Raw genomic sequence first — 12,309 nt, 5'->3', positions numbered from 1 at the left:
GCGCGAGGCACCGCCCGCAGCGACGCACCACCATCCACCCACGACCAAGCTCAGCGGCATCCAGCCGGTGAGCCAGCCCACCATGCCCAAGCTCACCTCAAGCCCGGACTTGACTTCGACCTCATAGGTTGGTCAGCCGGGCGTGAGGGCGAGGAGGTCGCGTGCCGCCGGGAGCGCGGCCGCACGGTCGGCGGGGACGAGGCCGACGCGGGTGCGTCGGTCGAGCAGGTCGTCCTCGTCGAGCGCGCCCTCGTGCCGCAGCGCGAATCGCAGCTCCGCACCCGTGACGCGCAGGCCGTCGGCGATCGGCCGCAGCAGGGCCGGGTCGTCGTGCGCCTCGGCGAGCACGCGGGTGGCCTCGGTGCCGTAGCGCTCGACGAGCCGGCGGGGCGCGTCGACGCCGTCGAGGACGCCGGCTCCCGCCGCCCCGACGAGCGGGAGCCAGCTGGTCCGGCACCGGCCGGCGGTGAGCCGGCCGCGGCGCACCGCGGCGTCGACGGCGTCCTCGGCCATCCGCCGGTACGTCGTGAGCTTGCCGCCGGTGACCGTGACGAGCCCGTCGGGACCGACGATCACCGCGTGCCGCCTGGACAGGTCGGCGGTATCGCCGTCGCCGTCGTGCCCGTCGGCGAGCAGCGGCCGCAGCCCGGCGAACGTGCCGACGACGTCCTCCCTGCCGATCGGCACGCGCAGCACCTCGTTGGCCGCGCTCACCAGTGACTCGACCTCGTCGTCGGACGGCCGCGGGACGTCGGGGACCTCCACGCCCGCCTCGACGTCGGTGAGCCCGATGAGCGCGAGCCCGTCGCTCCACGGCAGCACGAGGAGGAACCTGCCCGGCTGGCCGGGGAACGGCACGCTGATCGCGACGCCGAGTCGTCCGACCGTCTCGGCGCGGACGACGAGGTGGGTGCCGCGGCTCGGTCGCAGCGCGACGTCGGACGTCAGCGTGCCCGCCCACACGCCGGTCGCGTTGACGACGGCGCGGGCCGCGATGTCGAGCTTCCCCCCGGTGAGCTCGTCGCGGACCCGTGCGCCGCCGCCCGTCACCTCCAGTGCCCGGCACCGGGTGACGATCCGCGCCCCGTACCCCGCGGCGGTACGGGCGAGCGCGAGGACGAGGCGCGCGTCGTCGACGAGCTGCCCGTCCCAGATGGTGAGGCCGCCGCTGAAGCCGGGACGCAACGTCGGCGCGAGCCGTCCCGTCTCGACCCGGCCGAGCACCCGCGGCTTCGGCAGCGTGTCGCGGCGGGTGCGTGCCGCGGCGCGCAGCGCGTCGGCGACGCCGCCGATGCCGACGTAGCGCAGGTGGTCGCGCAGCGAGGTGCCGTACTCCGGCATCAGCTGCGGCAACGGGTGGACGAGGTGCGGCGCGATGCGCTGCATCAGGTGCCCGCGCTCGACCGCGCTCTCGTGCGCGATGCCGACGTGCCCGCCGGCGAGGTAGCGCAGGCCGCCGTGGACGAGCTTGCTCGACCACCGGCTCGTGCCGAATGCGAGATCGTGCGCCTCGACGAGCGCGACCGAGAGCCCCCGGCTCGCGGCGTCGAGCGCGACGCCGGCGCCCGTCACGCCGCCGCCGACGACGAGGACGTCGACGGTCGCTCCCCTGGCGAGCGCCTCGAGGTCGCGGGAGCGCCGTGTCGCGGACAGCGACGTGGTCAACATGGGGCGAGGCTCCTGTCCAGGAGGTGGCGCAGCTCGTCGTAGAGGCGCTGCTCCCCGACCCCGTCGGCGGCGACGGCGCGCAGGGACAGGGCGTACGACTGCACGGTGAGCAGGAGTGCGTACGCCATGGCATCGCGGTCGCCCTGCCGGACCGACCCGTCGGCGAAGCCCTCGTCGAGCCACGTGCGGAACTGGTCGACGACGAGGTGCTGGGTCGTGCCGACGCGCTCGATGACGTACGGCAGGAGCAGTTCGGGGTCGACGTCGAGCACCTTGACGAACAGCGGGTTGTCGTGCAGCGCGCGGACGGCGGCGACGGTGTGGGTCACGGCGCGTGCGCGCGCGGTCGGCAGTTCCTCGCCGGAGTCGCGGACGTCGCGGAGCACCTCGGCGAACTCGCGGGTCATCAGCTCAGCGACGAGCGCGGTGAGGTCGGGATAGCGTCGGTACAGCGTCATGCGGCTGGTGCCGGCCCGCCGTGCCACGTCGGTCAGCGTGGTGCGCCGGACGCCGACGGCGAGAACGCACTCCCGGACGGCGTCGAGCACCTGGTCCGTGGTGTGACGAAGTGCCGGCATGTGTCACACTGTATCGCATGAGCGCAGAGAACGGGGTCAGCCAGGACAGCGCGACGGTCTCCCGTGCGAACGTCAGGTGGCCGGGCCCCGGCGCGGTCGTCCGGCTGGAGCGCACGCACCGGCGGCTGCTGCGCCGCAGGCTCGGTGTCGACGTGGTGGAGCGCAGCCCGTCCGGCCGGGTGCGGGTACCGCCGGGTCGTCTCGCCCCCGCGGCGGTCGCCGCCCTGCGGTCCGCCGTCGGTACCGCGCACGTACGCACCGACGCGGCCGACCGGCTCGCGCGGGCGGGCGGCATGAGCTACCTCGACCTCCTCCACCGGCGTGACGACGACACCGTCGACGCGCCCGACGCCGTCGTCGTACCGGCGACGCACGACGAGGTGGTCGCCGTGCTGGGCGCGTGCGAGGAGCACGGGATCGCCGTGGTGCCGTACGGCGGCGGCACGAGCGTGGTCGGCGGGCTCGGCGCCGGACCCGACCGGTGCGCGATCACCCTCGACCTGTCCCGCATGAACGCCCTGGTCGACGTCGACGAGGTGTCGCAGACCGCGACCATGCAGCCGGGCGTGACCGGTCCCGACGCCGAGCGGCTCCTCGGCGAGCAGGGCCTCACCCTCGGCCACTTCCCGCAGTCCTGGGAGTGCTCGACCGTCGGCGGCTGGGTGGCCACCCGCTCGGCGGGGCAGCTCTCGACCGGCGTCGGCCGCATCGACGACCTCGTCGTCGCCCTGCGGGTCGCCACGCCTCGGGGCACGCTGGAGCTCGGCCGGGGTCCGCGGTCCGCGGCAGGGCCCGACCTGCGCGAGCTGTTCGTCGGGTCCGAGGGTGCCCTCGGCGTGATCACCGAGGTACGCCTGCGCGTCCGCCCGGCTTCCACGGTCGTGCGCTACCTGGGCTGGTCGTTCCCCGACTTCGCCGCCGGCCTCGCCGCCGTCCGCCGGCTCCGCCAGGACGACGTCGCGCCCGACCTGCTCCGGTTGTCGGACGAGACCGAGACCGCGGTGACCCTCGACCTCGCCGGCCGCCCGGGTCGCGCGCTGCGCGCGTACCAACGCATGCGCGGCCATGTCGGCGGCTGCCTCGTGATCACCGGCTGGGAGGGCACCTCGAACACGACCATCAGAGCCCGCCGGGCACTCGCCGACTCCGTGCTGCGCGCCGAGGGCGGCGTGCCACTCGGCGAGCGGGTCGGTGAGTCGTGGCTGCACGGCAGGTACGGCGCCCCGTACCTGCGCGACGCGCTGCTCGACGCGTCGCTGCTCGCCGAGACCCTGGAGACCGCGGCCGACTGGTCGTCCCTCGCCGAGCTGCACGCGACGGTCGTGGGCGTACTCGAACGCACCCTGTCCGACCTCGACACGCCGCCGGTGGTCATGGCGCACGTCTCGCACGCGTACCCGACTGGGGCGTCCCTCTACATCACCGTGATCGCCCGCCGCCTCGACGACGACCCCGCGGGCCAGTGGTGGGCGGCCAAGCGGGCGGCACTCGAGGCCATCACCGACCTCGGCGCGACGATCACCCACCACCATGCCGTCGGCGCGGACCACCGGCCGTGGATGACCGACGAGGTGGGCGCGCTCGGCGTCGAGGTGCTGCGGGCCGTCAAGCGGACGGTCGACCCCGCGGGGATACTCAACCCCGCGGTCCTGATCCCGCCCGGGGAGTAGATTTCGGCCGTGCCAAACCACACCGTGGACAGTGAGGTCGGCCGGCTGCGCACCGTGCTGCTGCACCGGCCGGGCGACGAGCTGCGTCGCCTCACCCCGCGCAACAACGACCAGCTGCTGTTCGACGGCATCCCGTGGGTGTCGCGCGCGCAGCAGGAGCACGACGCGTTCGCGCGGGCGCTCACCGACCGCGGCGTCGAGGTGCTCTACGTCGTCGACCTGCTGCGCGAGACCCTCGCCGTCGAGGCGGCCAGGGTCGAGGCGATCAGCGGTGCCGTCGACGACGTCCGGCTCGGCGACGCGCTGCGTGACCGGGTGGTCGGGTTCCTCGGCGACCTCGCCCCTGAGGAGCTCGCCGCCGTCCTCGTCGCGGGCCTGGCGCACGACGAGCTGCCGGACGGCCGCGGGCTCACGTACGCGCTGATGGACACGAGCGACTTCGTCGTCGACCCGTTGCCCAACCTGCTGTTCACCCGCGACTCCAGCGCCTGGGTGGGCGGCACGGTCGCGGTGACGTCACTCGCGATGGCGGCGCGCCGGCGGGAGACGAACCTGACGCACACGATCTACCGGCACCATCCGCGGTTCGCGGACACCCCGATGCTGTACGGCCCCGACCTCGAACCGCTCGAGGGCGGCGACGTGCTGCTGCTCGCGCCGGGTGTCGTCGCCGTCGGGACCGGCGAACGTACCAAGCCAGCGGGCGTCGAGCGGCTGGCGGCGCGCGTGTTCGAGCACGGCCTCGCGCACACCGTGCTCGCCGTGCCGATCGCGCAGGAGCGCGCGACGATGCACCTCGACACCGTCTGCACGATGGTCGACGTCGACGCCGTGGTCATGTACCCGAACATCGCCGACGCGCTGGTGGCGTACACCCTCACCCCGGACGGCGAGACACCGCGGGTCGAGGGCCCCCGGCCGTTCCTCGCCGCGGCCGCCGACGCGATGGGCATCGACGTGCTGCGGGTCATCGACACCGGGCTCGACCCGGTCACCGCGGAGCGCGAGCAGTGGGACGACGGCAACAACACCCTCGCCATCGCGCCGCGCGTGTGCGTCGCGTACGAGCGCAACACCCAGACCAACGCGCGGCTGGCCGACCTCGGCATCGAGGTGGTGCCGATCGCGGGCAGCGAGCTCGGCAGCGGACGCGGTGGTCCGCGCTGCATGTCGTGCCCGATCAGCCGCGACCCGCTCTAGGCGCGGCGGCAGACGAAGCGGGCGGCGGTGACGAGGAGATCCTCCTCGCGGTAGTGCGCGAAGTCGCGGTGCACCGGGACCGCGTGCAGCTCCTCCGCGGGTCGCGAGACGTCGTGCTCGTCGACGATCTCCCAGTCGTGGTCGCGGAACAGCTGGCGGTAGTCGTTGACCCGCAGCCGGTTCTGGAAGTGCAGCGGGTTGTTGTAGAGCCGCCACCGGCGCTTGCTGTAGCGCAGGAAGTTGAACCTGTTGATCGAGCCGTCGACCTGGGCGTAGTGGTCGGCCATGTCGACGATGTGGCTCATGATGCCGCCGGTGGCGGTGATCCGCCGGATCTCGACGAGCAGTCGGTGCAGGGCGTCGGGCGGGATGTGGGCGAGCGTGCTGGTCGACACGGCCAGGTCGACACCGCGGTCGGGGAGCCCGGTCTGCCGCGGGTCGCGGACGTGGATGTCGACGCCCAGCAGCGCGAGCAGCTCGTGTCCCGCGCGGCCCTCCGGCTCGGACAGGGCGAGCTCGAGGCGCTCCCTGCCGACCTGGCTCGGCGGGTCGATCGCCCCGTCGTCGATCAGCTGCGCGAAGCGTGCCATGACCGCGAGCACCGTGGGCCGGTCGGCGAGCGACTGGACGTCGTACGTGCGTACACGCTCCGCACCGCACAGGATCATGCCGACGCTCGTCACCGGGAACCACCCGGTGCCGATCTCGACCGCGACGAAGCGGTCGTCGCCGGGACGTCTCGACTGTCCGTGCTCGCGCCATCCCTCGACGTGCGCCTGCGCGCGTTCCCACTTCCCGAGCAGGTACTCGTCGCTGAGGTCGAGCGAGTGGGTCAGGTGCTTCTGGAACATCCGGTTGAGTCGCTGCCGACCGGGAAGCACGGACATCGTGGCCTGGATCGCGGCCTTGGCGTGCCAGTTGGGCAAATCGCCTCCCCCTCTCGACCGCGGGTATCCTGGTCAGAATCTATCGGGTGGCGCCGAGCGTGATCACCCGGTTCGGATCGACTCGTATGGCGGTCTGACCACCGACCGTGGACCCGAAGTTGATCACCGGGCGTGACGAGCCGCGGAGAAGCCGAGTCGCACAGTAGATCTTGCCGCGAATCGACGGCAGGGCCCTTGCCGTCGGTCTGTCGTCTCTTATAGTTTCACTCGCGGCTCGAGCACTGTTGTGTCCCCCGTCGACGGTGCTCGAGCCGTTTACTTTCCAATCGACTCGAAAGTGCTCGAAAGCCGCACCCCGCCCTGCAAGAGCGACCCTTTCGAGTCGGGTTGGCAAGCATCGGCACAGCTGGTCGCGCACACCGCGGAATCAGGCCGGTGTGACACGCGGCAGACCGACGCGCATCTCGGTGCCGCGTCCAGCGGCGGGAGACGCCGACACCGTTCCGCCCTGGGCCCGGACGAGTTGTCTCACGATGTACAGGCCCAGTCCCAGGCCGCCGAATCGGCGCCGATCACCCGTACAGCCCTGGTAGAAGAGCTCGAACACCCGGTCGCGGTCGGTCGGGTCGATGCCGATGCCCTCGTCGCGGACCGTGAAACCGACGTGGACGTCGTCATTCCACACGCGAATGACGACGTCGCCGCCATCGGGCGAAAACTTCACGGCGTTCTCCAGCAATTGCCGGACGATTTCCGTGACCGCGCGAGAATCGCCCCAGGCCTGGGGCGCCTCGTCGGGCACGTCGAGGACGACGCGGTGTTGACCGGGCGGTAGAACCTGTCCCGCGAGGATCTCCCCGAGCACCACCACGAGGTCGAGCGACTCGGGCGTGACCTCGGCGTCCTGGCCGGCGACGGTGCTGCCGACCACCACCTTGTCGACGACGGAGGCGAGGGCGGCCGAGCGTTCGGCGACGACCTCGACCGCCGCCCGCCGACCCGGGTCGGCGAGGTCTTCCCAGCGGTGGAGCAGGGTGCTGGAGAAGCCGTGGATCGCCGTCACCGGTGTACGCAGCTCGTGGGCGGCGGTCGCGAGGAAGAGGTCCTTCGCGCGTTCGAGCTCCTTGGCCGACGAGACGTCGCGGAACTCCACGACGAGGTCTTCGCTCTCCGGCACCGTCGACGTCAGGATCTCCAGCCACCGACCGGACGGTAGGCGGTGGTCGAGCACCTGGCCGGGCTCGGAGACCGGAAACGGCGGCGGCTTGCCCACGACCTCGTCGACCGGCACCCCGGTGAGGCGTACGGCCGAGCGGTTCCACTGCAGCACGAGGCCGTCGCCGTCGAGCACGGCGAGGCCGTCCTCCGTGGCCTCGACGATCACATGCTGGTGCTGCTGGCCCCGCACCATCTCGGCCGAGGACTGGGCGTGCCCGATCGCGACGCCGGCGTGCTCGGCGAGGAGCACGAGCACGTCGATCTCGGCGGGTTCGGGGGTGCGTCTGCCGTCGGCGTAGACGACGACGAGGGCGCCATGGGCCTGTCCGGACGCCCGGACCGCGGCGACCATGCCGGTGCCGGCGGCGGGCATGGCGGCGTTGACGACCCCGGCGACCACCGGGCTGACGTCGTCGACGGGGAACGCGCACCACCCCCCGCCGTCGCGGACGAGCTGGGTCACCCAGTCGTCACCATGGACCGCGACGTGGTCCCACGCCGGCGTGGGCTGGTCGCGACGGACGACCGTCGGCCGCCAGTGCCGGCCGTCGAGGCGGAGGAACATCGACAGGTCGGCGTCGACGAGGTCGAGTGCCGCCGCGCAGATGCGCTGCAGGACGGTGTCGAGACCGGCGTCGGAGTTGATGCACGCCACGACCTCGTGGAGGCGTTCGACGAGAAGGAGCCCGCCGCCGGCCGCGTGTCGTGGCGCGTGCAAGGGAGTGAAGGCGGCGTCGCTCGTCGCGGACATCACTACCTCCGAACGGTCGACTCGCGCGGGGGGCCTCGCGCGGCCGGACGTCAGTCGGGGAGGTCGACCTGGCGGCCGGCTCCCTGGGGGCACGGTGTCGACCTACCCCTTACTGTGCATCATCGTTCGGCATCGCACCGGCGTTCCGGCACCTACGACGCCCGGTGACAAAGCGGTCACGAACCCGGAGGGCGGGAGGTGCTACGCGGTCGGCAGCCCGAAGAGTGAATCGGCGGCGCGCTCGTCGAGCTCCTGCGCTGTTGTCGCGAGTGCGGCAACCTCCCCGATCACCACCACGGCCGGGTTGCTGACGCCGCGCTCCCGCGCGACCCGGCCGATCGTGTCGAGGGTGGCCGTCGTCGTCCGCTGGTCGTGCAGGTAGGCGCGCTCGACGACCGTCACCGGCGTGTCGGGGGGGAGTCCGTGCCGCCCCAGCTGGTCGGCGGTGTGCGCCAGCGTGCCGACGCCCATCAGCAGCACCAGGGTGCTGTCGAGCGCGGCGAGCGCGGCCCAGTCGAGCTCGTCGTGCGCGGACGCCACGGTGACGGCCCGCGACAGGCCGCGGTGCGTCACCGGGATGCCGGCGGCGGCCGGGCCGGAGAAGGCGCTCGTCACCCCGGGCACGACCGTGACGGGAACCCCGGCCTCCCGGCAGGCGAGCATCTCCTCGCCGCCCCTGCCGAAGACGAACGGGTCGCCGCCCTTGAGCCGGACGACGTGGTGTCCGGCCCGCGCCCGGTCGACGAGGAGGCGGTTGATGTCGTCCTGGCCGATCGACGGCCGGCCGGGGGTCTTGCCGACGTCGACGACCTCGACGTCGTCGTGCAGGGTCGCCAGCAGGGCGCGGGGGGCGAGGCGGTCGACGACCACCACGTCGGCGTCGGCGAGGGCGCGGCGGCCGCGGGTCGTGACCAGGCCGGGATCGCCGGGACCGCCGCCCACCAGGGTGACGTGCCCGTTCGCCCGGCGGCGCCGCTTGTGCACCGGGAGCGTGCCGCACTCGAGGTCGAGGGCGATCCGCTCGATGATCGCGTCCCTGACGGCGACCGCGGTGCGCGGGTCGCGCCCGGCGCTCACCGCGACGGTGACGTCGTCGACCCGTGAGACCGCGGGCGTCCACGCAGCGGACTTACGTCCGTCGTCGGCGCGCACGCACCACAGCCTGCGCCGCTCGGCGTCCGCGGCGACGCGGGCGTTGACCTCGGGGTCGCCGGTCGCGGCGTGCACGACCCACACGTCGTCGAGGTCGCCGGGCGCGTACGCCCGCGCGACCCACGCCAGGCGGCCGTCGTCCCTGACCCGCTCGGACGCCTCGGGCGCGACGACCGTGACGAGCGCGCCGACGTCGGCGAGCGCGGTCGCCCGCCGGGTGCCGACCCTGCCGGCCCCGACCACCAGCACCGCCTTGCCCGCGACGTCGAGGAAGAGGGGATACCTGTCGCCGCTCATGCGCGCCCGCCTCCGCCCACACTTCCGGCAGCGCGCTCGTCGAGCTCCTGCGCCGTCTTCATCGGTGGATCCCGCACTCGGACTTGGCGAGCCCGGCCCAGCGGCCGGCCCTGGCGTCCTCGCCCGGACGCAGCCGCCTGGTGCACGGCGCGCAGCCGACGGAGCCATACCCGTCGGACAGCAGCGGGTTGACGAGCACGCTGTGTGTCTCGATGTACGCCGCCACCTGCTCGTCCGTCCACGCGGCGATCGGGTTGACCTTGACCTTGCCGCGCGCCTCGTCGTACGCGACCACCGGTGTGTCCGCGCGTGCGGGCGAGTCGTCGCGCCGCAGCCCGGTGAGCCACGCCGTGTAGCCCTCGAGCGCCCGGTCGAGCGGCGCCACCTTGCGGAGCGCGCAGCACCGGTCGGGGTCGCGGGCGAACAGGTCGCGACCGTACGCCTCGTCCTGCTCCGCGACGGTCTGCTCGGGCTCGATCGACCTGACCCGTACGGGATACGTGGCCGCGACGGCGTCACGCGTCGCGATGGTCTCGACGAAGTGGTAGCCGGTGTCGAGGAACAGCACGTCGACTCCGGGCGCCACCCGCGACGCCAGGTCGATCACCAGGGAGTCCGCCATCGACGCGGTCACGGCCAGCCGGTCGCCGAACGCCGCCGACGCCCAGCGGACGATCTCCGCCGCCGGCGCATCGGCCAGTTCCACGGCGGCCCGGTCGGCCAGGTACCGCAGCCAGGCGCCGTGATCCGTGCCCTCGTGCGTCCGTTCCAGCAGCGTGGCTGTACCCGTGCTCATACGCGCCCGCTCGCTCGGTTGCCTGCGGCAGGTGCCGCGAGCCGCGTTTCAGCGGTACCGGTGGCGTCGCGGCCCCTACCTCCGGCGCCCTCGCTCACTCCTGCGCTCACTGGAGCTCCTCGTCACTCACCCGCAGCGCCCACGTCGCGAACCGCTCGCCGTCGGCGCGGCCGGCGAGGTAGCGCCGGACGACGCGTTCGACGTAGTCGGGCAGGTCGTCGGACGCGACCTTCAGCGCGCGGACCTTGCGGCCGAAGCCGGACTCCTGACCGAGCCGGCCGCCGAGGTGCACCTGGTAGCCGGGCACCTGCGCGCCGTCGCGGCCGGCGATGATCTGGCCCTTGAGGCCGATGTCCGCGACCTGCACCCGGGCGCAGGAGTTGGGGCAGCCGTTGACGTTGACGGTGATCGGCTCGTCGACCTCCGGCAGCCGGCGCTCCAGCTCGTCGATCAGCCAGGCAGCGGTGTCCTTGGTCTCGGTGATGGCGAGCTTGCAGTACGTGATGCCGGTGCAGGCCATGGTGTTGCGGCGGAACGTGCTCGGCCTGGCCCGCAGCCCGAGGGCGCCGAGGGTCTCCACGAGCGACTCGACCCGGTCCTCCTCGACGTCGAGCACGACGAACTTCTGGAACGGCGTGGTCGCCAGGCGGGCCGATCCGTGCTCCTCGACGGCGTCGGCGATCTGCCCGAGCAGCGTGCCGGACATCTTGCCGACCGTCGGGGCGAAGCCGATGTAGTAGCGGCCGTCGCGCTGCCTGCGCACGCCGATGTGATCGTCGGCCTCCGTCGTCGGCGGCGCGGGTCCGTCGACGAGCTTGCGCTTCAGGTACTCGCCTTCCAGCACGTACCTGAACTGCTCGACGCCCCAGTCGGCGATGAGGTACTTCAACCGCGCGCGGTTGCGCAGCCGGCGGTACCCGTAGTCGCGGAAGACCCGGGTCACCCCGGCCCACACCTCGGGGACCTCCTCGACGGGCACCCAGGCGCCGAGACGCAGGGCGAGCTGCGGGTTGGTGGCGAGGCCGCCGCCGACCCACAGATCGAAGCCGGGGCCGTGGTCGGGGTGCTCGACGCCGATGAACGCGATGTCGTTGATCTCGTGCGCGACGTCCTGGACGGGAGCGCCGGAGATCGCGGTCTTGTACTTGCGCGGCAGGTTGGAGAACTCCGGGTCGCCGAGGTACCGGTCCGCGATCTCGCGGATCGCCGGTGTGCCGTCGACGATCTCGTCGGCGGAGATGCCGGCGACCGGGCTGCCGATGACCACCCGCGGGCAGTCGCCGCAGGACTCCTGGGTGGACAGGCCGACGGACTCGAGCCGGCGCCAGATCTCCGGGACGTCCTCGACCTGCACCCAGTGCAGCTGGATGTTCTGCCGGTCGGTGATGTCGGCGGAGTCGCGGGCGAACGTACGGGAGATCTCGGCGATCGTGCGCAGCTGCTCGACGTCGAGCTGCCCGCCGTCGACCCGGACGCGCATCATGAAGTACTCGTCCTCGAGCTCCTCGGGCTCGAGTGTCGCCGTACGACCACCGTCGATGCCCGGCTTGCGCTGGGTGTACAGGCCCCACCAGCGGAACCGGCCGCGCAGGTCCTGCGGGTCGATGCCGGCGAAGCCGGTGTGCGCGTAGATGTTCTCGATGCGGGCGCGGACGTTGAGCGCGTCGTCGTCCTTCTTCATCCGCTCGTTGGGGTTGAGCGGTTCGAGCTGGGCCAGCGCCCACTGGCCCTGGCCGGTGAACCGGCCGGCGCGCTTCTTCGCGCGCGGCGCGGGCGTCGACGGCTTCGCGCGCGCGGACTTCGGGTCCACCGCGTCGGGCTTGGGCTCGGTCTGCAGCGCCATGGGCGCTCCCGTTCACGTGTTCGCCCGGCATACCGACACGGGTGGCCAGGGGAAGGACAGGACGGCGGGAGGATCAGGCCTGCAGACAGACCGCGCTCGACACGTGGTGGTGATCCACGTGGAGCCGCGCCACGAGCAGGTTGCCCGGCGCATTTACGGAGGCGGTCATGCACCAAGAGTGCCAAACGAAACGGTCAACCGGCGAGCGAATGCCCGAACGGTGAGACGCGCTGTGGTGGCGCCGTCCCC

The 12,309-nt window shown here is 72.8% G+C and carries 9 protein-coding genes; 2 read left to right on the top strand and 7 right to left on the bottom strand.

The genetic code is table 11. The annotated features are described in order from the left end of the window. Positions 1–132 precede the first annotated feature (132 nt). Entirely contained in the window at positions 133–1,668 is a 1,536-nt protein-coding gene (locus GEV10_22355; protein MQA81192.1) for an FAD-dependent oxidoreductase, read from the bottom strand. Further along, entirely contained in the window at positions 1,662–2,246 is a 585-nt protein-coding gene (locus tag GEV10_22350) for a TetR family transcriptional regulator (GenBank protein MQA81191.1), read from the bottom strand. The genes GEV10_22355 and GEV10_22350 overlap by 7 nt, the downstream gene beginning before the upstream one ends. 17 nt (positions 2,247–2,263) lie before the next feature. Here GEV10_22350 and GEV10_22345 point away from each other — a divergent pair, with 17 nt between their 5' ends. After that, positions 2,264–3,916: an FAD-binding protein gene (locus GEV10_22345; GenBank protein MQA81190.1), complete on the top strand. Its 1,653-nt coding sequence runs from the start codon at positions 2,264–2,266 to the stop codon at positions 3,914–3,916. Between the two features lie 9 nt (positions 3,917–3,925). Further along, positions 3,926–5,116, top strand: coding sequence for an arginine deiminase (locus GEV10_22340; GenBank protein ID MQA81189.1), 1,191 nt, complete (start codon positions 3,926–3,928; stop codon positions 5,114–5,116). Here the strand turns inward: GEV10_22340 and GEV10_22335 are convergent. The 5 genes from GEV10_22335 to GEV10_22315 all read right to left on the bottom strand — a co-directional run bounded on the left by GEV10_22335 (position 5,113) and on the right by GEV10_22315 (position 12,060). Then, entirely contained in the window at positions 5,113–6,042 is a 930-nt protein-coding gene (locus GEV10_22335; protein MQA81188.1) for a methyltransferase domain-containing protein, read from the bottom strand. The two genes, GEV10_22340 and GEV10_22335, sit on opposite strands and share 4 nt — an antisense overlap. Before the next feature lie 388 nt (positions 6,043–6,430). Beyond that, positions 6,431–7,972, bottom strand: a complete 1,542-nt coding sequence (locus GEV10_22330; protein ID MQA81187.1) for a PAS domain-containing protein — start codon at positions 7,970–7,972, stop codon at positions 6,431–6,433. Between the two features lie 201 nt (positions 7,973–8,173). Then, positions 8,174–9,421 carry a uroporphyrinogen-III C-methyltransferase gene (gene cobA, locus GEV10_22325; protein MQA81186.1) on the bottom strand — a complete coding sequence of 416 codons (1,248 nt, stop codon included), beginning with the start codon at positions 9,419–9,421 and terminating at the stop codon, positions 8,174–8,176. A 58-nt stretch (positions 9,422–9,479) separates the two neighbouring features. Beyond that, positions 9,480–10,217 (bottom strand): phosphoadenylyl-sulfate reductase, encoded by a 738-nt coding sequence (locus GEV10_22320; protein MQA81185.1) that lies wholly within the window; start codon positions 10,215–10,217, stop codon positions 9,480–9,482. 106 nt (positions 10,218–10,323) lie between these two features. Beyond that, positions 10,324–12,060 (bottom strand): nitrite/sulfite reductase, encoded by a 1,737-nt coding sequence (locus tag GEV10_22315; GenBank protein ID MQA81184.1) that lies wholly within the window; start codon positions 12,058–12,060, stop codon positions 10,324–10,326. Positions 12,061–12,309 lie beyond the last annotated feature (249 nt).

The sequence above is a fragment of the Streptosporangiales bacterium genome, assembly GCA_009379955.1.
Classification (GTDB): domain Bacteria; phylum Actinomycetota; class Actinomycetes; order Streptosporangiales; family WHST01; genus WHST01.
Note: the sequence above shows the minus strand (reverse complement) of the source record. Positions and strands in the feature narration are given on the sequence as shown.

Coding starts and splice junctions, on each gene's coding strand:
- GEV10_22355 (MQA81192.1), bottom strand. CDS start 1,668: ATGTTGACCACGTCGCTGTCCGCGACACGGCGCTCCCGCGACCTCGAG.
- GEV10_22350 (MQA81191.1), bottom strand. CDS start 2,246: ATGCCGGCACTTCGTCACACCACGGACCAGGTGCTCGACGCCGTCCGG.
- GEV10_22345 (MQA81190.1), top strand. CDS start 2,264: ATGAGCGCAGAGAACGGGGTCAGCCAGGACAGCGCGACGGTCTCCCGT.
- GEV10_22330 (MQA81187.1), bottom strand. CDS start 7,972: ATGTCCGCGACGAGCGACGCCGCCTTCACTCCCTTGCACGCGCCACGA.
- cobA (MQA81186.1), bottom strand. CDS start 9,421: ATGAGCGGCGACAGGTATCCCCTCTTCCTCGACGTCGCGGGCAAGGCG.
- GEV10_22320 (MQA81185.1), bottom strand. CDS start 10,217: ATGAGCACGGGTACAGCCACGCTGCTGGAACGGACGCACGAGGGCACG.
- GEV10_22315 (MQA81184.1), bottom strand. CDS start 12,060: ATGGCGCTGCAGACCGAGCCCAAGCCCGACGCGGTGGACCCGAAGTCC.